At 39.6% G+C, this 22,784-nt stretch carries 22 protein-coding genes; 19 read left to right on the top strand and 3 right to left on the bottom strand.

Features of this window, described 5'->3' with window-relative positions; translation table 11 throughout:
* Positions 1-56 precede the first annotated feature (56 nt).
* From AACZ87_RS01605 to AACZ87_RS01595, 3 genes are all read right to left on the bottom strand, one after another.
* Entirely contained in the window at positions 57-998 is a 942-nt protein-coding gene (locus tag AACZ87_RS01605; protein ID WP_339864196.1) for a dihydrodipicolinate synthase family protein, read from the bottom strand.
* A 7-nt stretch (positions 999-1,005) separates the two neighbouring features.
* Positions 1,006-2,343 (bottom strand): DUF3748 domain-containing protein, encoded by a 1,338-nt coding sequence (locus AACZ87_RS01600; protein WP_339864194.1) that lies wholly within the window; start codon positions 2,341-2,343, stop codon positions 1,006-1,008.
* Between the two features lie 104 nt (positions 2,344-2,447).
* On the bottom strand, positions 2,448-4,415 hold the full coding sequence (locus AACZ87_RS01595) for a VCBS repeat-containing protein (RefSeq protein WP_339864192.1): 1,968 nt from the start codon (positions 4,413-4,415) through the stop codon (positions 2,448-2,450).
* 222 nt (positions 4,416-4,637) lie between these two features.
* On the opposite strand from AACZ87_RS01595, the gene AACZ87_RS01590 reads away from it, so the two are divergent.
* The 19 genes from AACZ87_RS01590 to AACZ87_RS01500 all read left to right on the top strand — a co-directional run bounded on the left by AACZ87_RS01590 (position 4,638) and on the right by AACZ87_RS01500 (position 22,733).
* A complete protein-coding gene (locus tag AACZ87_RS01590) occupies positions 4,638-5,507 on the top strand; it encodes an AraC family transcriptional regulator (RefSeq protein ID WP_339864190.1) in 870 nt (289 codons plus the stop codon).
* 173 nt (positions 5,508-5,680) lie between these two features.
* Positions 5,681-6,880: a hypothetical protein gene (locus AACZ87_RS01585; RefSeq protein WP_339864188.1), complete on the top strand. Its 1,200-nt coding sequence runs from the start codon at positions 5,681-5,683 to the stop codon at positions 6,878-6,880.
* Between the two features lie 73 nt (positions 6,881-6,953).
* On the top strand, positions 6,954-7,313 hold the full coding sequence (locus AACZ87_RS01580) for a VOC family protein (protein WP_339864187.1): 360 nt from the start codon (positions 6,954-6,956) through the stop codon (positions 7,311-7,313).
* A gap of 233 nt (positions 7,314-7,546) precedes the next feature.
* Positions 7,547-8,968: an alanine/glycine:cation symporter family protein gene (locus AACZ87_RS01575; RefSeq protein WP_339864185.1), complete on the top strand. Its 1,422-nt coding sequence runs from the start codon at positions 7,547-7,549 to the stop codon at positions 8,966-8,968.
* A gap of 285 nt (positions 8,969-9,253) precedes the next feature.
* A complete protein-coding gene (locus AACZ87_RS01570; protein ID WP_339864183.1) occupies positions 9,254-9,778 on the top strand; it encodes a DUF4943 family protein in 525 nt (174 codons plus the stop codon).
* Positions 9,779-10,139: 361 nt separating this feature from the next.
* Complete coding sequence (locus AACZ87_RS01565) at positions 10,140-11,525, top strand: DUF1593 domain-containing protein (RefSeq protein ID WP_339864181.1); 1,386 nt, start codon at positions 10,140-10,142, stop codon at positions 11,523-11,525.
* 27 nt (positions 11,526-11,552) lie between these two features.
* Positions 11,553-12,650, top strand: a complete 1,098-nt coding sequence (pelA, locus tag AACZ87_RS01560; protein WP_339864179.1) for a pectate lyase — start codon at positions 11,553-11,555, stop codon at positions 12,648-12,650.
* Between the two features lie 60 nt (positions 12,651-12,710).
* Positions 12,711-13,475, top strand: a complete 765-nt coding sequence (gene map / locus AACZ87_RS01555) for a type I methionyl aminopeptidase (RefSeq protein WP_339864177.1) — start codon at positions 12,711-12,713, stop codon at positions 13,473-13,475.
* Between the two features lie 279 nt (positions 13,476-13,754).
* Positions 13,755-14,552 carry an SDR family NAD(P)-dependent oxidoreductase gene (locus tag AACZ87_RS01550; protein WP_339864176.1) on the top strand — a complete coding sequence of 266 codons (798 nt, stop codon included), beginning with the start codon at positions 13,755-13,757 and terminating at the stop codon, positions 14,550-14,552.
* 144 nt (positions 14,553-14,696) lie between these two features.
* A complete protein-coding gene (locus AACZ87_RS01545) occupies positions 14,697-15,134 on the top strand; it encodes a VOC family protein (RefSeq protein ID WP_339864174.1) in 438 nt (145 codons plus the stop codon).
* Between the two features lie 308 nt (positions 15,135-15,442).
* On the top strand, positions 15,443-16,063 hold the full coding sequence (locus tag AACZ87_RS01540) for a dihydrofolate reductase family protein (RefSeq protein WP_339864172.1): 621 nt from the start codon (positions 15,443-15,445) through the stop codon (positions 16,061-16,063).
* A 194-nt stretch (positions 16,064-16,257) separates the two neighbouring features.
* Positions 16,258-17,421: an alpha/beta hydrolase-fold protein gene (locus tag AACZ87_RS01535; protein ID WP_339864170.1), complete on the top strand. Its 1,164-nt coding sequence runs from the start codon at positions 16,258-16,260 to the stop codon at positions 17,419-17,421.
* Between the two features lie 117 nt (positions 17,422-17,538).
* On the top strand, positions 17,539-18,552 hold the full coding sequence (locus AACZ87_RS01530) for an LLM class flavin-dependent oxidoreductase (RefSeq protein WP_339864168.1): 1,014 nt from the start codon (positions 17,539-17,541) through the stop codon (positions 18,550-18,552).
* A 138-nt stretch (positions 18,553-18,690) separates the two neighbouring features.
* Positions 18,691-19,509: a hypothetical protein gene (locus AACZ87_RS01525; RefSeq protein WP_339864166.1), complete on the top strand. Its 819-nt coding sequence runs from the start codon at positions 18,691-18,693 to the stop codon at positions 19,507-19,509.
* Between the two features lie 38 nt (positions 19,510-19,547).
* Entirely contained in the window at positions 19,548-19,970 is a 423-nt protein-coding gene (locus AACZ87_RS01520; RefSeq protein WP_339864165.1) for a hypothetical protein, read from the top strand.
* 178 nt (positions 19,971-20,148) lie between these two features.
* Positions 20,149-20,385 carry a CopG family transcriptional regulator gene (locus AACZ87_RS01515; RefSeq protein WP_339864164.1) on the top strand — a complete coding sequence of 79 codons (237 nt, stop codon included), beginning with the start codon at positions 20,149-20,151 and terminating at the stop codon, positions 20,383-20,385.
* Positions 20,382-20,657 carry a type II toxin-antitoxin system RelE/ParE family toxin gene (locus AACZ87_RS01510; protein ID WP_339864163.1) on the top strand — a complete coding sequence of 92 codons (276 nt, stop codon included), beginning with the start codon at positions 20,382-20,384 and terminating at the stop codon, positions 20,655-20,657. The genes AACZ87_RS01515 and AACZ87_RS01510 overlap by 4 nt, the downstream gene beginning before the upstream one ends.
* Positions 20,658-21,047: 390 nt before the next feature.
* Positions 21,048-22,175 (top strand): ATP-binding protein, encoded by a 1,128-nt coding sequence (locus AACZ87_RS01505; protein ID WP_339864162.1) that lies wholly within the window; start codon positions 21,048-21,050, stop codon positions 22,173-22,175.
* A gap of 123 nt (positions 22,176-22,298) precedes the next feature.
* The gene (locus AACZ87_RS01500) at positions 22,299-22,733 is read left to right on the top strand and encodes a hypothetical protein (RefSeq protein WP_283411338.1); all 435 of its coding nucleotides are present in this window, start codon (positions 22,299-22,301) and stop codon (positions 22,731-22,733) included.
* Positions 22,734-22,784 lie beyond the last annotated feature (51 nt).

Genomic DNA, 22,784 nt, shown 5'->3' with positions numbered 1-22,784 from the left:
CTGGGGCTTTTTGGGAAGAGAAAATTAAGTAACGCTAATTATAGGATTCAAACCAGTCAAACTTTCTTGAGTTCTAGCTGATTAGAAATCTCAATTAATCTTTTTCGGAGTTCTTCTACTTCTTCTTCTGAGAATGGATACAATGGTGAGGCAAATTGTGCTTGGCAAAGTCCTTTAAATGACATCGCAGTTTTCAGTCCTTTCATATAGCTTGACTTATAGCCTCCCACTTGATAAATCTTAGTACTGATTTCCATCACCACAGCTTGGTATTCTTTTATTTTATCAAAATCCCTTTTCACAGCAGCTTTATAAAGCGCGACATACACTTCTGGAAATAGATTTGCTCCTCCACAAACTCCACCATGACTTCCCATCAATACCGTTTCGGCCATCATTTCTTCCGGTCCTACCATCAGCACAAAATCAGGCTGATCTCTAAAGGCATGGCATAGCGACTGAAAATACACACCATGTGCAGAGCTGTCCTTCAAGCCAATAATCCGCTCATGTGAGGAAAGTTTGACTACCGTATCCATCTCGATGATGAGTTTGGTATGAGAGGGCATATTGTAAAGAAACATTGGAATAGAGATTCCGTCCGCCAATTGCTTGAAATAAGAATACATTTCTGATTGATCAATAGTAATGTAAAAAGGCGGTGCAGCCACCACAGCATCTGCTCCAGCTTCTTTGGCATAGTCTGCCAAAGCGATACTTTCCTCAATCGAAACATCCGTTATCCCTACCAAAACAGGCACTCTTCCAGCTACCTGCTCACAGGTTAGACTGATCAATTCTCTTCGAATAGAATAGCTCAAACCGGAAAATTCTCCCGTAGTCCCATGGATGAAAATACCGTGAACTCCCCCGTCTATCAGGTGCTCAATCAATTTCTGAACACTTACCGCATCAAGCGACCCATCTGAATTCAGTGGTGTAATCATCGGCGGGACAATCCCTCTCAGTGGGGAATTTATTATAGTTAAACGTGACATAGTTTTTTTATAAAAAGGTGTTGAGGTCTAAGATAAAAATCTGGTAAAAGGCTTCTCCATTGAGAGTCACCTTCCTATTGTAAGCGATAGTATGGCCTTTGTTTGACCAGTTGATATTGCTGAGATGAGTGAATGCTTTTTCAGGCGCAGGCAAAGCCAGAACGGTCTCTCCAGTTTCGACGGTGGTGACATAAATGGCCTCATTTGCTCCATACGCTAGGTATTTTCCATCGGCACTTAGCGCGAACGAAGTATCTGGAGAAAAGTCATTTGCAGTGATTGCCTTGATCGAACCTCTATTAGGAGAGACTGCATAAATCTGAGCAATACCTGAATCGTCCTTTTGATAGAAATAGATGGCATTGCCATCTGGTGAACTTCTCAACCATTGTCGAGGTCCCTGGACTCCTGGATTTACATTTCCAGTAGTAAAGGTTAATCTACGTTGACTGAACCCTTCAGGAATAGAAGGCAGCTTTGTCAAACTCCCCGCATTCACTGAACTCATGAGAATTGAATTATCATCAGGAATATCCGCGATAAAAACCTCTGTTACTTTATCGCCAGAACCGGAAACCACATCTCCTAAAAATGCCAAAGCGCGCTTTTGTCTAGTGCCTTCAGACTTGAAATACCCCTCATTTCCTACCCAACATTCTTCGTAAGCTTTGCTGACTTGATCCGAACCTGGGGCTGGATTGCTAGTCACTTCGGCAAGTAAAATTGCAAAACTAGTCCCATCAAAATTCTGATCACTCTTCTCATCAGCAACTTCCACTTTCTCCCCTACCAGAAAAGCGCCCACAGTTCTGAGGTCTGAAACAGTTGGGTTTTCTATGGAAGTTTGTTCTAGAATTTCGTCATTATACGTAAAGCTAACCAATTGACCATCTGCACTGTATAAATAAGCATGTGAACCTCCACGCAAAGCCCCTATGCTAAAGGGAAATTGCACATCCCGAGCTTCCATGGGCTCTGATTGATTGTCATTTTCCAAATCAACTTGCATGGCAAATCTTCTGTTAAAGCCATAAGGAACCTCTTCCGAAGCATTCTTCAACCCATGAATAAATACAACTTCGTTTCGAGAAGGATGAAAGCTTACCGCTCCAGTTCCCGGTCCAAACACAGTTTGGTTATCAAGCTGGTAAATAGTCTGAATTTCCTGAGTAGCAATATTCACTACTCCTATCGAAGCGTTTTCTCCGATTTTTGTGTCATCGTTTCTACCATCAAATGCCAACAAACGATCATCGGGAGAGAAAGCCTGCCGCTGATTTAGCATATGACCAGATGGGCCTGTGGTTATTTGAATTTCCTGCGCTTCGGAAGTAGTTTGATTCATTGTTTCATTTTTGTCTTTGCATTTTACCAAAGTGAAAAGTAGTGGTATTAGTAGAATTCTGCCAAAGGCAGAAGGGTTTGAAAAGTGTCTCTTGCAAAAAATTCTCATCTACTGAAATGATAGAAATGACCATCCTCAGCACCGACTAGTATTTCCCATTCACCGTCTTTATTCCAATCCACAAACGTGGGACTGGTAGTATGCCCAGCCAATATTTTTTCTGAAAGAGGCCCTTTCCAACTGAAAATCACTTTGTCTGGATTTTGGCTGATGTTTTCAAATAAAGTGACGTTTACGCTGTTGACAAGAAGATCTAAATCACCGTCATTATCCCAATCCACCAAACTTATCTTTCTCCTTCCACTTCCTCCAGCCTCGGCATTATTCAGACGAAGCGGTCCAGCTACATCATTTTCTGCTTTATCACGGTTGGTATAAACTGAAGCTTTATCTCCGTAAAAAATTCGCTTTCCAGGAAGAATAGCGGGTCGACCATTTTCGCTAACTCCTTTGAAAAAGGAGAGATATCCTTCATAATCTAACATCACTAAATCCGTCAGGCCATCTTTATCCCAATCTATAGCAAAAGGGGTAGTTCGCCACTCTGTGACCAATTCATCTTGAGCAGATTTCCACCAGTTCCAAGCAGGAGAAGTCGCAAGTTCATCGCCCCGAATAACGGAGATAGGTTCTGGAGCTAGTAATTTTGTGCCTGTATTTTTAATCCATTCCACCTTTCCCCAGATAGAGTTAAAAATAATATCCTTAGTTCCGTTGCCATCCCAGTCGGCGACAGATAAGGTGGTGTAGCCCCATTTTGCTTCAGCAGGACCTTGAATCGATCCATTTTCACCCGCTTGAATCCGGATGGGTTCTCCTTCCACTTCCAGTAATTTTGGTTCTTTCCAGACCGGGTTTTCTCCGCCACTCAAATTCTCTATAAAAGCAAAATAACCTGCGGAATTTCCTGTAATGATATCCTCGTCTCCGTCATTGTCCCAATCCACGCTGACAGGTGTTGCTAAAGCACCAAACTTCAAGTTGTCCGATTGCTGACGGAAATACTTGGGCGATTCAAACTGAGGTACGTTGTTTATTAAGATTCCAGTGTTGCTTACTAAGGCGACTCTCCCATCCTCATCTCCCACCACCAAGTCTATGCGGCCATCTTGATCCCAATCAACTGCTACAGGAATGATCATCTCTAAGTCCATTTTGATGAGTCCGGTTTGATTACTAAGAAACACTCCTTCTTTATAAGTTGGCTCTTGTCTGCTGCCAATATTTTCGAAGTAAGTCATTCGATCCAGAAACTCTCCACAAATCAAATCCAGATCACCATCTCCATCGAAATCAGCAAAATTTGGAGAGGGAGCTCCATAAACGTCAAGTATCTTTCCTCCAGCTTCTATCCTGCCCTGATTCACATAGGTTCCATCCTTATTTTCAAGTAAAAAAACAAAGCCATGAAGTGGGCCATTTGTCCATTCTCCTTGATCATTGAAGGCATTGTCCCAGCCATAATCTGCCCAATCATCTATTCCAACGACTACATCCAGGTCTCCATCGCCCTCATAATCCACCATTTTCCACTGATTGAATCTCACTTTTTCAAATCCCTCCTTTAGAACCTCAGCATCAAATAATGTGCGTTCTTCACTAGCCAATTTTGTCCTAAAATCAAGCAATTCAGCTCCTGGCACATTGATTTTTACACCTTCAGAAATATGGGAGATTTGAACGTTCTTGATCGCATCGCCTAATCGTACTGGCGCAGCAAAATCAGGAAAAACATCTCCAGAAGTATTTTCAAAAAAATAAAGACCATTAAATGGCTTATCTGGACAAGAAACAAGCATGTCCATATCACCATCTCCATCGTAGTCCATTGGAAGAGGCCAAGCCCAAAGTCCAACTCCAAGGTATGATGTAGTGCCGGGGTTGTTGTATTTAACAATTTCAAAGTCATGGGCAACTTGCTGAGCGCAACTTACCTTGAGAAAAGAGGTAATTGTCAGACAAAAAATGACGAAAAATCTCACCAAGCTATTCATTTGCAAAAGTGGACTCATGCTTTAATTTATTTTGGGTTTTACGTTGATAAAGATCACTTGAAATCCCATACGTTCTCTATTCATTCTTACTCATATATTCCATTATATTAACATAACTATAGGATGTATCCCTAGGATGTATATCAAAATCATATTATTGAGTAGATTTGAAATCCTTCACATTTCAATTTAACCAGTCAAATTGGCAAGTGAAAAATCACGCTCTTTTTATAGCCCACTATGAAAGCCCATTTCCATAAAGTACCAATCGAACCAGCAAAATCCTTCATTATTCGCTTCGATCCCAAACCACTTACGGGGGACTTATGGCATTATCATCCTGAGCTGGAACTACACTACATCATTAAAGGCGAAGGCACTCAATACATAGGAGACAATGTGAGCAATTTTTCTGATGGCCAAATGGTTTTCTTAGGTCAAAATCTCCCTCACGCATGGCGTTGTAAGGAAGAGTATTTTGATAAAGACTCCACCTTGCAAACGGCAACCTATGTCCTTCAATTCCACCCAACATGTTTTGGTCCGGAATTCTTAAATCTCCCAGAGGCGCATAGTATCCCCGCTTTATTTGAAAAAGCAAAACAAGGCTTGGTAATCAATGGAGATACTAAATCAAAAATCGCCGAACTGCTTCAAGAATTGGAACAAGCAGTCAGTATAAAACGGCTAATCCTCCTTCTTGAGATAATTAAAACTCTATCAGAAACTGAAGACTATGACACTATTTCACCAGGATATGCATATAGCCATTTGTCCAATTTGTCAGAAATGCACAGACTGGAAAAAATTTACTCCTATGTCTTGGCAAACTATGGGAGCGAGATCAATCTTGCGGATATCGCCGATCTAGCGAACCTCAGTCCATCTGCTTTTTGTCGCTATTTCAAAACCATGACTAATAAAACATTTTTTGAATTTGTAATTGAAATAAGGATTTCAAATGCCTGTAGAGCCTTGAAAGAAAACAAGCAGTCCACACAGATGATTTGCTATGAGTGTGGATTCAACACACTTTCCAACTTTTATAGGCACTTCAATAAGGTAACTGGAATGACTCCTTTTGCTTATAAAAAACAACATCAATCGTAATTTTTCTTACTACTAAAAAAGTGAAAGCGTATTAATCAAATACATTTATTGGGACGTTTTATTTTATTTTTTATCTTGAAAAATGAGTTGCGTTTAATATGTTCAAATCTTAATTCTCAGCATTTTTTATTGCAGTCTCATTTTTCACATTGTTACCACATTATTTAAAAAGTATGACAAACACTAAAAAAATCAACCAACAGTTATTAGCACTTTTTGCTATTCCATTCTTGCTTCTCACAGCCTGTGAGGTTCAACCTGATGATTCTATTACTCCCAATGAATCAGAGTTGCTTTCTAGTCAATTACCAAATCAACAGGATCTTGGAGATAAATTAGTACCAGACTTTAACTTCAAATCAGAAACAGGAAGGCAAATCGAATTAGAATTGCGTACAGAATCTGAGTATAAAGAGTTGGTGCGAAGAGCAATTAATGCAGTGGAAGCTTCAGAATGCTCCAATACTGAAATAGACTATTGGATTGATAGCGAACTTTCAGACTGGACTTCTAATTCATTTTTCTATGCTGATTTCGTAGACATGTTAAATCTTCCTACATATGATGCTTTAATCTTCGAAAACAGCTCTGATAACCAGCAGTTTGGCAAAAATGGTGAGTACACACAAAGTTTAACCAAAGCTTTCAAAGATCTAAAACGCTTCTGGAATATTGAATCAACTAATATTGTTCTAGCAGCGATGCACGGGGACATGTTATTAGACCGAGATAAAATAATCAGGTTATATACATCTGCGGTATATAATATTCCCCAAGCAGATGCTGAAGATTATGCTGACTTAGTACAGCTTCTTTTAGAGGCTTTTCCGGAATATAGAAATGGAGATCATCCTCTCTTCACTTTTAATGCCTTTGCACAGAGTAGTTTCTTTTTTCCACCTGTAGGTGTAATTCCTTCTAAAATAATCATGGGGGATGGAATATTGGAAGCTTACAGTGCTTTAGGTTTTGAAGATGTGGCTCCACAGGCTATTCTTGCTCATGAATTTGGGCATCACATTCAATTCCAGCTTGGATTATTTCCTGCAGTCCGTACTCCAGAAGGCACTCGACGAACAGAGTTAATGGCAGATGCTTATTCGGCTTATTATCTTTCTCATTCCCGTGGAGCGACTATGCAATGGAAAAGAGTTCAGAAATTCTTAGAAGTCTTCTTTAATATTGGAGATTGTGGATTTGCAAGCAATGGTCACCATGGTACACCTCTACAAAGAATGGCTGCTGCAGAATGGGGTTATGAAATTGCGAATTCGGCCAAAAAACAAGGTAAAATTCTTACCAGCGAAGAATTTACAGCGCTTTTTGAAGCCAAGCTACCAGAGTTTGTAGCTGTTCCTCTGACAGTTCAATAAGTAGTATCAACAAACAATACTTAAATCACCTTTACAAACGTAAGGGTGATTTTGTGTTTTTAAATGAATTCTAATGCTTGAAATTAAACACCTTGACCATTTCCTTATCACCATTCCAACAGGTACTATTGAGGATGCACGAAGATTTTACGCAGAAACTTTGCGCCTGAATGAAATACCAGGAGATCATCCTCATGGTGCTATTTGGATCAAATTGGGAAATATTGAACTACATATTCGAGAAGAAGAAGGGCATCAAAGAAATTCAGCACGACATGCAGCCTTTGTCGTAAAGAATCTCAAAGCAGCCAAAGACTTTCTGATCCAAAACAATGTTGAAATCAGCTACTCATCGGTTATAAAGGGCCGTGATCGTTGCTTCTTCAGAGACCCCTGGGGAAATAGATTTGAGTTAATTGAATATATTTCCTGAAAATTCACATTATTAGAAGCAACTGTAGATATAATCCCAAAATCAGGAATTTAATAATCTGAACAAAAAGTAAGCTTTATCCAATATTGCCTAATTTTCAAAGGCAATCGATCAGGAATTAAGCCCATTTAAAATGATTCTTCTGCTATAATCGCTGATTTTTTCCTTTATTCGAGTTCTAAATAAACCCGAATCATACTTAATTACAGGAATTCTAAGTTTTAAAATCATATATGAAAGAGATAGTAGAAGCTATTAATGCAGTTGTTTGGAGTAATGCGCTGATTTTTCTTTGCTTGGCAGCCGGAGTTTATTTCTCCTTTGCCACCAAATTTCTTCAGGTCACTTACCTGAAAGAAATGGTTCAGCTCTTATTTAAAGGAGAGTCATCAAAAGAAGGGGTTTCATCCTTTCAGGCATTTGCAATAGCCATATCAGGAAGAGTAGGAACAGGAAATATCGCCGGTGTAGCAACCGCAATAGCCATGGGAGGACCTGGCGCTATCTTTTGGATGTGGGTGATTGCATTTCTGGGAGCTTCTTCGGCTTTCGTAGAATCTACTCTTGGTCAAATCTATAAAGAAGTCAATAATGGCGAATACCGTGGTGGACCTGCCTATTATATAGAAAAAGGAATAGGTAAAAGATGGTATGCAATGCTCTTTGCTTTCGCTACTATTTTGGCTACAGCTGTCTTTATGCCAGGCGTACAAAGTAATAGTATAGCCCTAAGTATGAACAATGCATTTGATATTCCTGTGATGTGGACAGGAATTATAATCACTGCATTGATGGCTTTGATCATTTTGGGAGGAGTAAAAAGAATCAGTAAAGTAGCTGAAGTGGTTATTCCATTTATGGCGGGAGCCTATATTCTGATGGCTGTAGTCATCATTTCAATCAATATCACAGAAGTTCCTGCAGTATTCGCATTGATCTTCAAGTCTGCATTCAACATAGAAGCTGCATTTAGTGGTGTATTTGGTATGGCCATCGCTTGGGGTGTGAAACGAGGGATTTATTCCAATGAAGCCGGGCAAGGAACTGCTCCTCATGCAGCAGCTGCAGCAGAAGTAAGTCACCCGGTAAAACAAGGCTTGGTACAGTCTTTTTCAGTTTATGTAGATACACTTTTCGTTTGTACGGCGACAGCCTTGATGATTCTCTTTACTGGCCAATTCAATGTAGTCAATCCAGACGGAGGTTTTATCGTAGAGAACCTTCCTGGAGTAGCATTTGGCCCTGAGTACACCCAGTTTGCCGTAGCATCCCAATTCCCTTCACTTGGTGCTGGATTTGTAGCAGTATCGTTGTTGTTTTTTGCCTTTACTACCATCATGGCCTATTACTATATCGCAGAGACCAACTTGAGTTATCTAATCAGAAAGACACACAACAAATGGGGTATATGGGTATTGAGACTTGCTATTTTGGGTGCTACTTTCTACGGAACGATCAAAACTGCTGAGATGGCCTGGACTATGGGAGATATCGGCGTAGGACTGATGGCATGGTTGAATATCATAGCAATTATCCTACTTCGTAAGCCAGCTTTCAAAGCATTGAAAGATTATCAGCGTCAGAAGAAAGAAGGCAAAGATCCTGTATTCATTGCGAAGGATGCGGGGATTGATAATGCAGATTTCTGGAAGTAGTTTTAAATAGCGAGTGTTTACTTAAAATAGTTTTACCGCGGAGACCACAAAGGACAACGCAGAGGGCGCAGTGCTATACTTTACTTTCCCGCAAATTTGTATTGATAAATTTTAAATACGGCTTAAAGCCCTAGATATCAAAGCTCACACTAAAGGGGCTGGGTAAACCAAATTTTAAAGCCGACAAACTAAATTGTCGGCTTTTTTTGAGCTATTAGTAACAGAATTGGTATTTTGTAATAGAATTGCTTAGGCAAAATATTGGACACTATACATTTAACAGATATGAATATTAACACTAAAAGACAAGTGAGAATTATCGCCTACTTTTTCCTAATCTGTTTATTAGGATGCCAGGATGATTCTGACCCCTCAACTATCACTGTGGAAAGGTACGTGGAGTTATTAAAAAAAGGGGAATATGATGCTGACCAGTTGCCAGAGTTTTCTTCTCATGACATACCTGCACTATTAGCTTATAGCAATGAAAATCAGTCAATTAAAGACTTTCCTGTTAATACACTTTCATCCTCTTTGACTTCGGAATGCCGATTAGGAATGTTTGTTCTATGGACTATAGAATCTATTCGAGCACGTGCGATAAACTCCAAATACCTGTTTCGCACCTTCCCATCGCAAAATCCAGTGGTAGAAAATAAAGTTGATTTTGAATGGATAGAACAAAGTGATGCGGTTCATGCAGCTGTAGCTGAATCCTACTCTGACTGGTGGGAAAGCAACAAGAACAAAGACTTTGATATGTTTAAAGAAATTGATCCTTTAGCGAAAACTGAATATCGCTGGCATTAATTCTCCTGACTCCTAATCAAACTTCAGGTTACCTATTCAAACATCAAGAGCAGCTCGGAAATAACCCTTCCGATCTACTGATACCTCTTCCTATACTCTCTAGGCGTACAGCCATTTATTTTTAGGAAAGCTGCATTAAAGCGACTGATAGCATTGAATCCACAGTTAATCAACTTTCGCTAAGGAGACCAAATTTCGCAAGACAAGCTTTAAGATTTAAACTAGTTATGACTTTCATCAAAAACTATTTACTTCTGGGATTTTGATAGGTTTATCTAAAAATGCAAGTAGTTTTTCCGCTAATACGAGAATAGATTTACGTTTAATTGAAGTAAACCCTTATTTGACCTAGAAACCCTCTATGAAAACTTGGCTCACAATTTTACTTTTCGTCGCATCCACTACCCTTTTTGCGCAGCAAAATCAAAAGAAAGCTACTCCAAAACCTCGAATCGTAGTCTTAACAGACGTTTCCACTTGGGAAACCGATGATAGTGAATCATTGGTCAGGCTCCTTGTACATGCAGATTTGTATGAAATCGAAGGCTTGATTTTCACCACAGGTTGGAGTCTGGATAAAACCCGGGATGATTTCATGGACTTGATTCATGATGCAATAGACGCTTATGAGAAGGACCTTCCAAACTTAATGAAGCGATCCAATCAGCAAGGATTTTTGTCCGATGAATCCAATCAAAGCATAGGTTACTGGCCAAGCCCGGATTATTTGCGAAGCATCACTGTATTTGGTAGCAAAAACCGAGGACAGCAATTTATTGGAGCGGACAATAATTCCGCAGGAAGTGAATTAATTATCAAACTGGCAGATGAAGCGGACAAGCGACCGCTTTGGATTACCGTTTGGGGAGGCGGAAATACCTTAGCACAGGCAATTTGGCAAGTTCAACAAACAAGATCTGAAGCAGATTTGAAGACATTTCTTCACAAAATCCCAACCTATACAATCACCGATCAGGATAGAGATCAAAAAACTGATTTTGCTATCAGCTCACACCAATGGATGAGAAGGGAGTTTTCCGATGATTTACTCTTTATCTGGGATGAATCGGCCTGGAAATATCAGAATGGAACTGGGAAAAGTAATTGGGAAAAATATGCTGCCGATATCCAGACTCATGGCAATCTAGGCAAAGTCTATCCCAAATATAAATACGGTGTAGAAGGCGATACGCCTGCTTTTTTTCACCTGATGCCAAATGGTCTAAATGACCCGATGGTTCCTTCCCAAGTGGGTTGGGGAGGATATTTCGAAAAAGGGATAAGTGAAGATCAGGAAACAGAATCATTCACGAACTTCGAAGCGCCTGTCTATGATAAGTCAAGAGAATATTCAGCCTACTTCTACCCTGCCACCTACAATAATTTCGCTGCCAGAATGGATTGGGCAAATGAAGGAAAAGGTAATCGCAACCCTATTGTAGTAATCAATAAAAACGAAGGAATAGAGCTACTTCGCGTGAAGGCAAAAAAGCGAGAAAACATCCTTCTTGATGCTTCGAAGTCTTACGATCTTGAAGACGATGAACTGAGCTTCAACTGGTGGATTGTCCCTGAAGCAGGCACTTATTCAGGCGAAGTCAACATACCAAACAGCGAATCGGACAGCATCAAATTAACTCTGCCTAGCGATTCCTCCGGCAAGACCATTCATATCATCTGCGAAGTGACTGATAATAGTTCACCTAATCTGACCAGCTATAGAAGAATCATCGTTGAGGTGAAATAATCAATAGATTATCGACAATTTAATCCCATGAAAACTAACCTCTTGTTCACCTTCATTTTTGCACTTGTGTTTAGCATCTCTCATGCGCAAAGCACAAAATATCTCAGTATGCGATGGAAAGATGTGGCTACCAAAATGCCTGAAGCTTGGTACGGTACAGAGGAAGCAAAAGCTGTTGGCGAGAATGTATTGTTAAATCAGAAGGAAATTGGAGGCTGGGAGAAAAACAAAGAATATCACCAACCCTTATCCGACTCAGAAAAAGCTGAAATCAAATCCAATAAAGCAGCCGTCGGAGCAACTTTCGACAATGGAGCAACGATTACCGAATTAAGGTTTTTAGCGAAAGTTTATGGACATAATCCAGATTCTCGCTACAAAGAGGCTTTTGAAAAGGGCTTGAATTACATCTTCGTTTCCCAATATGACAATGGCGGTTGGCCTCAGTTTTTTCCCATTCGAGGTGGAAAAGGAGATTATTCTATGCGAATCACCTACAACGATGATGCAATGGTAAATACGCTGAAGTTTCTCAGAGAGATTTACTCAGGAAACCAAGCCTATTCTGCGTTGAAACTAGATCAGAACTTGATAGCTCAAGCTCAGAAATCATTTAATTCTGGGATTGATTGCATTCTCAAAACTCAAATCCTCGTGAAAGGATCCCCTACTGTCTGGTGTGCTCAACATGATGAAAAAACGCTAGCTCCAGCAAAGGCCCGCTCCTACGAACTTCCCTCCTTTAGCGGTTCTGAATCCGTCCGGATCGTACAACTGCTAATGGAACTCGAAAATCCTTCACAGGAAGTAATCAACGCAGTAGATGGAGCAATTAACTGGTTTGAAAACCACAAAATAGAGGACATCAAGCTAGAGACGGAAATTAATACAGAAGGCAAAAAGAATAGAATTGTAGTTTCTGATCCGAATGCAGAAGCGCTGTGGGCTCGATTCTATGATCTGGAAACTGGAAAACCTTTCTTCTGCGACCGAGATGGAATCAAGAAAAACTCCCTTGCTGAAATCGGTTACGAACGTCGCAATGGCTACAGCTGGTACACCAATGCACCGGAAAAACTTTTGAAAGAATATCCAGATTGGAAAAAGAAAGTGGAACAAAATTAATTAGCCAATTGAGGCACCATTCTTTGGAAAACCTGTTATATGAACTAAAATAAGATCTACATGTCAATCACTAAAGAATCCGAACTTATCGGAATGAAAAAAATCTCTGAAGTAGTGGGAACCACGCTCAGACTTATGACAGAATTCGCCAAAGTTGGCATGTCCACTAAGGAACTTGACGAATACGGAGGGGGAATCTTGAAAAGCTACGGTGCCAAATCTGCGCCATATGAAACCTATAAATTCCCCGGATACACCTGTATCAGCGTAAATCAAGTTGCTGCCCACGGCATTCCTTCGGAAAAAATCATATTAAAAGAAGGTGACCTGATTAATATTGACGTCTCTGCCGAACTCAATGGTTTTTGGTCTGACAATGGAGGTTCGTTTGTCCTTGGGGAAGACATTTATAATCATCAGCCTCTAGTGGATGCTTCTAAAAACATTCTTCACAAAGCAATAAATGCCATAAAGGGTGGAGTAAAAATCGCCGACATCGGGCATTTGATAGAAACTGAAGCAAGAAAATCAGGCTTCAAAGTGATTAAGAACTTAGCTGGTCACGGCGTAGGGAGAAGTTTACATGAGGAGCCTTCCGATATTTTGAACTATAGAGTCAAAAGCAACAGGGAGCGGTTTAAGAAAAACACTACTGTCGCAATTGAAACTTTCATCTCCACCAATTCTACCTATGCCGTAGAGCAGAATGACGGCTGGACACTCGTAGGGAATAGAGGCGGATTTGTCACGCAACACGAACAGACTATTTTAATCACTGATGAGGCTCCAATTATTTTGACTGTGGCAAATGGGCTTTGGGATTAATGCCTTTAAACTCTACAAATTGAGAGTTTAAAGCCTTCTATTTTTTGAATACTTCCTCTGCGTAAACTCATAAATACCATGGAAGCCTATGCCTTATTTCTGATTTCTAATCCTACCTCAATTCAGACTAATTTATCTGAATGAAATCCTTATTTTAGTCTAAGAGAAACCTCAAATACCTGATGTAAGCAACTGCAAAAAAGAAAGTTGCGAATTGCGTTTATACTGGTCGTTGTGCTTGAGCTCGAATATCTAATTGTTTTTTTAACATGACTTAAAATGGCAAACGCAAAAGAAAAGGTAGTCTGGATAACAGGTGCTTCGTCCGGGATTGGCAAAGCTATGGCTTTTGAATGGGCAAGCTTAGGATACAAAGTGGTGCTATCAGCAAGACGCAAAGAACTTTTAGAAGAGATTGCTCTTGAGATTAAGAATTCCGGTGGCGAAACATTGGTTGTTCCTGTTGATATTTTGGAAGAGAAATCCATAGAAAATGCCGTTCAAAGCATTATTGACACCTGGGGACGATTAGATGTTGCTGTTGCCAATGCTGGGTTTGGTGTTTTCGGAAGCATAGATAAGTTGACTGCAAAAGATTGGAATAGGCAATTGAACGGAAATGTCACAGGTTTAGCCCTGACTGTAAAATATGCGCTGCCACATTTGAAGCAAAACCAAGGTCGCATTGGATTGGTAGGTAGTGTTGGAGCCTATCTTCCTAATCCGAATGTCGGGGCTTATGGCGCATCAAAAGCAGCAGTTCATTCCATTGGTCTGACCCTGCAGGTAGAATTAATGGGTACCGGTGTGAGTTGTACAACCATTCATCCAGGCTTTGTGGAATCGGAAATTGCGAGAATTGATAATGATGGAGTTTGGCATCCTGAACGAAACGACCCGCGTCCTTCAAATTTAATGTGGCCTACAGATAAAGCCGCGAAAGTTATGGTAAAGGCTATTATTAAGCGGAAGCGAAATTATATTTTCACAGCCCACGGAAGGATTTTGGTATGGCTGCAAGGTTGGTTTCCTAGCTTGGCGAGAACAATTGTTTCAAAAGGTCCAAAACCAGAATAAAAAGGTTAGCGAATTTACAGGTGTTACCCAATTTTACTGACGCATACCTCCCAGTCTTTGACGTTTTTAGACCTCACCTATTTTGTACCTAATCAGTAGATTTGAATAGATAAAAATCAAAGACACTACAAATTCAAAATAACTATGGCACTGATTAATCCATACATCAACTTTAACGGGAATGCAGAGGAAGCATTCAATTTTTACAAATCTGTCTTTGGCGGAGAATTCGCAAATATCACACGCTTCAAAGACATGGATATCCCTGGAAATCCAATAGCAGAGTATGAAAAAGAAAAGATCATGCACATTGCCTTGCCCATCGGTCCAAATATCCTGATGGGCAACGACGTCCCTGAAAGAATGGGTAAGGTAAATGAAAATGAACACAGGTCTAAAATATCCATTGCCGCAGAAAGCAAGGAAGAAGCTGAACGCATTTTTAATGAACTTACTGTCGGAGGCACTATCGAAGTCCCTCTAGATGAAAGTCCTTGGGGCTCTTATTTTGGGATGTTCCGTGACAAATACGGGATTGAATGGATGGTGGATTTTGACCCAAGACACAAAGGAAAAGTCTAAGTTGTAATCACCTAAATCAGTACCAATAGTATGCTCTCAATAAGCCTAATCTTATTGGGAGTGTTAATTTTTAATCCTTTATTCTTCGAGTTAAGATAATTTGCTAAATGCATAACTAAAGCTCTATCCTAGAATAAAAAATCACTCAATACCCCTGAGAATTAAAATCTTATCAACCAAACACTACCTAGACATAATTCTTAATTTAGAATACAATTCAGTAGCTGTTTATTTCCTGTTATAAATTAGGGGTCATAGGCTTACGCATAGTCTGACTTCACATATTAAATATTCAATCTTAGAATAAAATGAGCAAAATTATTTTTGATTGTGCAATCTCCTTAGATGGCTATTTCGCAGGAGATAACAGAAGTCCAAGCAATCCAATGGGTGGAGTTTCAGGACTAATCCATCAATGGATGTTTGTGCAAAAAGCATTTTGGGAGCACTTGGGGATAGATGGAGGCAAGGAAGATGGACCTGATGGCAAATACATTAGAGAGACCATTGCAAGAACCGGTGCCTACATCATGGGAAAACGAATGTTTGAAGAAGGGGAAGCGCTTTGGCCTGAAGATTTATTCAAGGCAGATGTATTTGTTATGACACATGAAAAGAGGGATCCTTGGATTCAAAAAGGATCAACCACCTTCTATTTCATCAACGACGGATTACAAAGCGCCTTAGAAAAAGCAAGAGAATCGGCCAAAGGAAAAGACATCAGAATTCAGGGTGGAGCTAATACTATACAGCAATACCTCAACGCAGGGCTTATTGACGAATTTTTCATTCATATCGCCCCTGTTTTTTTAGGAACTGGCGTCCGATTGTTTGATGGAATGGACAAGGACAAATACGATTTTCAAATTGCAGAGGTAATGCCTTCTGACTTGACTACACATGTGAGATACAATTTGAGGAGGAAATAAGGGGATCTTACTTTCATTTCTACTAATCCAGAACAAGATCTCGAACAGAAATCCGATTGTGTATTGAGGAATTTGCAATCTCATAGTAATACACTAGAGTTAAAAAACTCAAACAATATCATGCCTCTTAGATGAAATTATTACTTTGGGATGCGAAGGTTGAGGGGTATTGCCTATTACAAATCAAATGCAGAATGAGTAAAAAAATCATCGTAGTACTATTTCTTTTTTTCGGGTTTTCCCAAGTAAAATCACAAGATGTCGAACAAATTGCTATCGGCTCAACACATCATATTCACTCCAACATTTTAAATGAAGACCGGGAATACTGGGTAAGTCTTCCAGATTCATACAGCGAAGATGGGACTGCATATAAAAAATATCCAGTGCTTTTTATTTTGGATGGAAGTGCACATTTCAGACACATCACAGGGATGGTCAATTACATGAGTTCTGGAGCCAGCGGCAACAGGAAAATCCCCGAAATGATTGTAGTCGCCATTCAAAATGTGGATAGAAGACGAGACTTTACTCCAGACAAAATCATTACCGTCAGAGAAAATAATTCCGGTGGTGGCGAGCGTTTTTTAAGCTTTCTCGAAGAGGAATTAATACCTGTCATTGATCAAAACTTTAGAACAGAACCCTATAGAATTCTTTTTGGCCACTCCTTGGGCGGATTACTTGCCACCCATGCCTATATGAAAGAGAACACGCTTTTTAACTCATTCATAGCAGTTGACCCAAGTTTTGGGACTTGGGATGCTGAAACCATGGACAAAAAACTAGAAGCAGTTTCCAAAAAGTCTTTTGATAGATATATCTACCTAGCCACAGCGAATTGGGGCAAAAGAAACTTCACCAATCGGGATCGCCATGTACGGTTTTACGAAGCCATGCATAGCAAAAGTGAAGGCGAGTTTCGGGCAAAACTTGAATATTTCGAGAATGAAAACCATGGCTCAGTACCTCCTATCGCATTTCACAATGGCATTTCGGCAATTTTTGAAGGGTATGGCATTACTTACCGGGAAGTAGAAAGCATAGAACAATTGAATGAACATTTCCAAACTATTTCCAATCGACTATCCTATGATTTTAGCCCTCCTGAGTATCTGGTAAACCAACTTGCCTACCAGATGATGCAAAGTAAAAATGAAGCTGATAAAGCTAAGGCATTGGATTTTTTTATTCTGAATACAGAAAACTATCCCAATTCATTTAATGCCTTTGATAGCTTAGGTGAGGGTTATGAATCTATAGGGGAAAATGAAAAAGCAATCGAAAACTATACAAAATCTCTGGAACTCAATCCTGATAATGAACACGCCAGAATGAAGATCGAAACCTTAATCTAGAATATTTCTTTAGGTAAAAGTTCTATATCCATAGCTTGATCAAGTCCTAAAAAGAACCTTTTCGGCCCAAACATCAGTTAGAGAAATCAACTGAGTTTAACAAGATAATACAGCTATATGGAAATAGGAATTGATAGTTTCGCAGCTTCTCCCGACAATCAGTTGGATGGTTCTAAATCACTAAGGGAGCTGTTGGAGAGAATAGAATTGGCAGACCAAGCGGGTTTGAGTTATTTCGGCATTGGAGAGCATCATCGCAAGGACTTTTTGGACTCCGCTCCCTCTATGATTTTGGCCGCAGCTGCTGCCAGAACCAAAAACATCCGACTTGGAAGTGCTGTCACGGTTCTGAGTGCTTCCGATCCCGTTCGTGTATTTCAAAACTATGCTACGCTAGACCTAATTTCCGAAGGACGTGCAGAAATAGTAGCCGGGAGAGGTTCTTTTACCGATGCATTCCCCCTATTTGGTTTAAATCTTCAGGACTATAATGAGCTATTCGAAGAGAAACTGAATCTGCTTTTAAAAATCAGAGATAATGAGGTTATCACCTGGTCTGGGAAATTTAGACCGGCACTTCGGAACCAAGCGATCTATCCTCGTCCTAAACAGGAAAAGTTGCCTATCTGGATTGGGGTGGGTGGTACGCCCTCCTCTTTTGAAAGAGCCGGCAAACTAGGCTTGCCTTTGATGGTGGCGGTAATTGGTGGAGAGACTCATCGTTTTGCGCCTTTGGTAGACTTATACCGAAGAGCAGGAGAAAGATCAGGATTTGCCGAAAGTGACCTAAAAGTAGGATTGCATTCTATAGGATTTGTTGGCAAAACCAGACAGGAAGCCATCGCAGACTTCTATCCTAGCTATAAGGAAATGTTTGATAAAATAGGAAGGGAAAGAGGATTTGGTCCGGTAACAAAAGCTGGATTTGATGCTCAGAATACCGAAACCGGCGCTTTACTAGTAGGAGAACCAAAAGAGATCGTGGATAAAATCTTGAGACACAGTGAATCCTTAGGCGGACTGGTAAGATTAACCTTCCAAATGGATGCCGTTAAAGACCATCAAAAATTGATGAAAGCAATCGAGCTTATTGGCTCCGAGATCGTCCCTTTTGTAAAAGATAAAAATTGAGTTTAGCACACCTTCATTAAAGCGTAATTAGTAAGTTAGTATTAGAGATCTCCTGAGGGTTGGGGGAATTAGGAAATAGACACAATAAGAGGGAGTGAATAGGGGTGTTGTAACACATTTAGTTCAAACCAAAAAACTATGGGAAATGTTTTGAAATTTTCGCCCTTTTTAAGCCTTTTGCTGATTATAAATGGTTGCAACGAATCAATAGTAAATGAACAACCGAATGAAAATGACGAATGGAAAAAAGTAAGCCAAATCGAAAAACAAATCGATAACGTCATATTCACGTTTCCAGAAAATGGATTTGCACACGACAACAAAGAAAAACTCGTAAGCGAATGTTTCGAGGCGATGAAATATAATAGCGAACTAATAGAGTTTGAAGAATTCAACGATACGATTTTCATAAGGGTTTTACCAAGCAGAAAAGCAATGATACCACTAACTGGACACACGCCAAGTGGAAGTGCTTATCCGCATATTAATACCCTTTACGTTGTTGCAAATGACAACACGCGACCACCAATCAAACACGAACTTATGCATCTGATTTCAATGCTGGAATGGAATCAACCACCACCATCTTCAAATTGGATGAACGAAGGACTTGGCACATTTGCAGAAAACAACTGTAGCGGTTGGAATGTTGCACAGATTTACAGATATTTTCTCGAAACAGACCAACTGATTTCAATTGACTTACTTACAGAGGATTTTTACAAGCAACCTGAAATTTTCGCTTACCACCAATCAGGTTACATTGTCGAGTATCTTTTGAAAAATTATAGTATTGAACAATTTGAGCGAGTTTGGAAAGGCGGATTTGGAAAATTTAAGGAAGTTTATGGATTTACATTTGAGCAACTAAAAGCAAAATTGGAAAAAGACTTGCTGGATAAAATGCCGAAAGTACCAGAAATTGACCCTCAAACATTTTACAAAAACTGCGAATAAAAACGTGCTACAACAGGCGTTAGATGCAATACACGGACATGAAAAAGTGGATTAAAGAACGACTGGACTACTGGGACTTAAAATCATTCTTCGGGACAGTGATTTTTATTTCAATTTGCCTTTACGGACTTTACTACTTTTCTGACATCCGAGATCGATTCCGACAGACGGACTTAGAAACTTTCAAAGGACACACTACAGGAGAAATTATTTCAATTGAACCAATTGTAAGGAATAAACAAACAAAGTGGAAAGGGACCGAGATTTATACCGACAGTTATAAGATCCGATACACTTATACTGTCAATGGACAAAGTTTTGAAAAAACAGACTTTATTCAACTTATTCCCAAGAATGAGAATTTATTAACGAGGATACTGGAAAGAAAAACGACCGACACTTTCGAAATACATTTCGACTTGGACGACCCAGAGAAAAGTATTGTGGCTACCGTGCACTGAAGTGATGCAGCTAAAAACTAGGTTTTCGTTGCGTGCAAAGCACGAACAACCAGCTCTTCCAGCTCTTCGAGATTTGTAATCTCGAAGCTTATCCGTTGAATGTCTAATTCTTACTCAGCAATACCTCTCTAGTAAACATTTGCATAATTGGTGTATATTTACACCAAACTAGTTAATCATGGGAAGACAGAGCATTTCATTAACCGATCCAAATGACAATTGGCTACAAGAGAAAGTAGCTGCTAAGGAATATGCTAGCAAAAGTGAGTTGGTAAATGACCTGATTCGACAAGAACGAAAACGGCAGGAAAGTATAGCCTTGCTTCGACTAGAATTGATAAAAGGTGAAGAAAGTGGCTACTCCAAGAAAACTAAAGACGAGATTTTAGCCTTAGCAAAAAACGGTCTGAAATGACTTACCTGCTCAGTCAAGAAGCAGAAGATGACATTGTTCGAATATACAGATTCGGCTTTATGAACTTTGGGGAAGCGCAGGCTGATAAATATTTCGAGGCACTTTTCAACTGTTTTGAACGAATTGGTGAAAATCCATATCAATTCCCGCAAGCATCACATATTCGAAAATCTTATCATTATTGTGTTTGTGGATCAGATACAATCTATTTCAAACTAACTACCGATGAAATACCGGAAATAATCCGAATAATAGGAAGACAAGAATTCTAGAATAACCATAACAAAATCAACCTTCATCCTACATCTGGAAAAGCCAGGCAACACAAATTGTTTTTTTAAGTATGAAACTACTCCCTCCTCTCCTGTAGCTGCTCTTAACGAAATCCTTTATTTAGACTGAACACAAAAAAAAGACTGGTTGCTTTTGAAAACCTGATAGAAATCAGAAAAGTAAATAAATCCAACTATTTAAAAGGACTGGCCTATCTGCCTTTTAGCAAGAGCCATTTTTACTTTAGAGACTAGCGAAAGTAAAATTAGCCCCTCTGGATTTGCAATCTCCAGCCTACAAACAAGCGAAAACATGAAATCTTTCGATCGTAACCGAGAATTCACATGTTAATTTTCGGTTACGATCGAGAATTTACATATTTTCAACTCATGATAACTCGTCAAAAAGAATCTGAGCTGCGAAAAAGGATTCATCAAGGAAAGCTTTTGGTAATCATCGGGCCTAGACAGGTAGGGAAAACTACGCTCATGAAGCAGGTCTTGGATTTTCCTAATGAGAAAGTTTTATGGCTGAATTGTGATAACCCAGATGATCGCCAGAGCCTTTTTGAAGTTACAACTTCAGCCCTAAAGTCCCTTATCGGAGGTTATAAATTGGTAGTAATTGACGAAGCTCAACGTGTACCAAATATTGGTCTTACGTTGAAAATATTGGCAGACGAATTTCCCGAAGTTCAAGTCATAGCATCAGGTTCATCAGCATTAGACTTAGCCAACTCAATTAAAGAGCCTTTGACAGGTCGCATACGAGAGTTTCAACTTCACCCAATTTCTATAGAAGAACTTTGCTTGCATACTTCTCCTAGGGAAGAGAAACGGCTTTTGGAGCGGCGGATGATCTTTGGCTTTTATCCTGAAGTAATCAACCATCCAAGCGAAGCACAAGAAGCACTTCAGGAAATTACCAGCAGCTATCTCTACAAAGATATTTTGAGTTTGGCAGATGTTCGTATGCCTACAGTTTTACAGAAGTTATTACTGGCTTTGGCACTTCAGGTCGGTTCAGAGGTTACATTCAATGACCTGGGAAATACAATTGGGATAGATAAGGAAACAGCAGAAAAGTATCTAGACTTGCTAGAAAAGGCATTTGTGATTTTTCGTCTGAACTCGTTTAGCAGGAATATGCGTCGAGAGCTCAAAAAAAGCAGAAAGATCTACTTTTGGGACAATGGCGTGCGAAATGCCATTATCAATAATTTCAACTCCCTGGATTTACGAAATGACAAAGGAGCGCTTTGGGAGAATTTCATAATCAGTGAGCGAATGAAATACCTGAGCTACAATCGCATTCATTCTAACGTTTATTTTTGGAGGACAACGACAGGAAAAGAACTGGACTGGCTGGAAGAGCGTGAAGGCAAGTTATTTGCTTTTGAGGCGAAATGGAATCCAGAGCGAAGGGCCAAATTGCCTCTGGGTTTTGAAGAGGCATATCCAGAAACTGAGTTTCGAGTTGTTAATCGAGAAAATTATTTGGATGTGCTGACTCAATAAAGGGAATTCTGGAAAGCTGAAAATTTCATTTTATTTATTGCAATTAAATCTAGGTAAACATGACGAAATTCTTAATTTAGAATCAACTTTTCCATACGTTTATAAATTAACTAATCACTTAAAATGAAGAGACAATTAACTTTTATTGGGGCCATATTTTTCCTAATCTCATGCTCATCCACTCAGCCACTCTCCAAGAACGTAAAGCAACAGCTAAAGGATAATGATACATTTGTTGTGAATGAAATTTCGACCGACAAATCCTATGGACTTTCTCCTAAAAATCCTGTAGAAGTGGGAGGAGCTAAAGACTCTGAAGGCCCTTTAAACGAGAGACGTTACTTAAATGCATTGACAGGCCCAAATGGAGAAAAAATCTACTATTATCGACAAGGAAGTTGCTGCCCTGTTAAAAGTGAAAACGGCCTAATGGGAACCGCGATGTTGGACAATTATAGAGTCACTTGGGCGAATTCAAAAGATACAGTGTCCATCTACATAAACATGTATGATTCAGGTTTATTAAAAGCTCCATTTGGATTCGGCATTAAAAAATAATACTTAAATATCCAGCTTTTGGAGAAGCAGGATAACCAAATTTGCGCTCTC

It is taken from the genome of uncultured Algoriphagus sp. (assembly GCF_963974365.1).
In the GTDB taxonomy this organism is placed as follows: domain Bacteria; phylum Bacteroidota; class Bacteroidia; order Cytophagales; family Cyclobacteriaceae; genus Algoriphagus.
This window is presented reverse-complemented; position numbering and strand designations above follow the sequence as displayed.

What these genes read in the sequence shown, in the direction of transcription:
- AACZ87_RS01550 (WP_339864176.1), top strand. Translation starts at nt 13,755, where the DNA reads ATGGCAAACGCAAAAGAAAAGGTAGTCTGGATAACAGGTGCTTCGTCC.
- AACZ87_RS01605 (WP_339864196.1), bottom strand. Translation starts at nt 998, where the DNA reads ATGTCACGTTTAACTATAATAAATTCCCCACTGAGAGGGATTGTCCCG.
- AACZ87_RS01565 (WP_339864181.1), top strand. Translation starts at nt 10,140, where the DNA reads ATGAAAACTTGGCTCACAATTTTACTTTTCGTCGCATCCACTACCCTT.
- AACZ87_RS01535 (WP_339864170.1), top strand. Translation starts at nt 16,258, where the DNA reads ATGAGTAAAAAAATCATCGTAGTACTATTTCTTTTTTTCGGGTTTTCC.
- AACZ87_RS01525 (WP_339864166.1), top strand. Translation starts at nt 18,691, where the DNA reads ATGGGAAATGTTTTGAAATTTTCGCCCTTTTTAAGCCTTTTGCTGATT.
- AACZ87_RS01540 (WP_339864172.1), top strand. Translation starts at nt 15,443, where the DNA reads ATGAGCAAAATTATTTTTGATTGTGCAATCTCCTTAGATGGCTATTTC.
- AACZ87_RS01500 (WP_283411338.1), top strand. Translation starts at nt 22,299, where the DNA reads ATGAAGAGACAATTAACTTTTATTGGGGCCATATTTTTCCTAATCTCA.
- AACZ87_RS01595 (WP_339864192.1), bottom strand. Translation starts at nt 4,415, where the DNA reads ATGAGTCCACTTTTGCAAATGAATAGCTTGGTGAGATTTTTCGTCATT.
- AACZ87_RS01600 (WP_339864194.1), bottom strand. Translation starts at nt 2,343, where the DNA reads ATGAATCAAACTACTTCCGAAGCGCAGGAAATTCAAATAACCACAGGC.
- AACZ87_RS01580 (WP_339864187.1), top strand. Translation starts at nt 6,954, where the DNA reads ATGCTTGAAATTAAACACCTTGACCATTTCCTTATCACCATTCCAACA.
- AACZ87_RS01515 (WP_339864164.1), top strand. Translation starts at nt 20,149, where the DNA reads ATGGGAAGACAGAGCATTTCATTAACCGATCCAAATGACAATTGGCTA.
- AACZ87_RS01520 (WP_339864165.1), top strand. Translation starts at nt 19,548, where the DNA reads ATGAAAAAGTGGATTAAAGAACGACTGGACTACTGGGACTTAAAATCA.
- AACZ87_RS01510 (WP_339864163.1), top strand. Translation starts at nt 20,382, where the DNA reads ATGACTTACCTGCTCAGTCAAGAAGCAGAAGATGACATTGTTCGAATA.
- AACZ87_RS01505 (WP_339864162.1), top strand. Translation starts at nt 21,048, where the DNA reads ATGATAACTCGTCAAAAAGAATCTGAGCTGCGAAAAAGGATTCATCAA.
- AACZ87_RS01585 (WP_339864188.1), top strand. Translation starts at nt 5,681, where the DNA reads ATGACAAACACTAAAAAAATCAACCAACAGTTATTAGCACTTTTTGCT.
- AACZ87_RS01545 (WP_339864174.1), top strand. Translation starts at nt 14,697, where the DNA reads ATGGCACTGATTAATCCATACATCAACTTTAACGGGAATGCAGAGGAA.
- AACZ87_RS01590 (WP_339864190.1), top strand. Translation starts at nt 4,638, where the DNA reads ATGAAAGCCCATTTCCATAAAGTACCAATCGAACCAGCAAAATCCTTC.
- AACZ87_RS01575 (WP_339864185.1), top strand. Translation starts at nt 7,547, where the DNA reads ATGAAAGAGATAGTAGAAGCTATTAATGCAGTTGTTTGGAGTAATGCG.
- AACZ87_RS01570 (WP_339864183.1), top strand. Translation starts at nt 9,254, where the DNA reads ATGAATATTAACACTAAAAGACAAGTGAGAATTATCGCCTACTTTTTC.
- AACZ87_RS01530 (WP_339864168.1), top strand. Translation starts at nt 17,539, where the DNA reads ATGGAAATAGGAATTGATAGTTTCGCAGCTTCTCCCGACAATCAGTTG.
- pelA (WP_339864179.1), top strand. Translation starts at nt 11,553, where the DNA reads ATGAAAACTAACCTCTTGTTCACCTTCATTTTTGCACTTGTGTTTAGC.
- map (WP_339864177.1), top strand. Translation starts at nt 12,711, where the DNA reads ATGTCAATCACTAAAGAATCCGAACTTATCGGAATGAAAAAAATCTCT.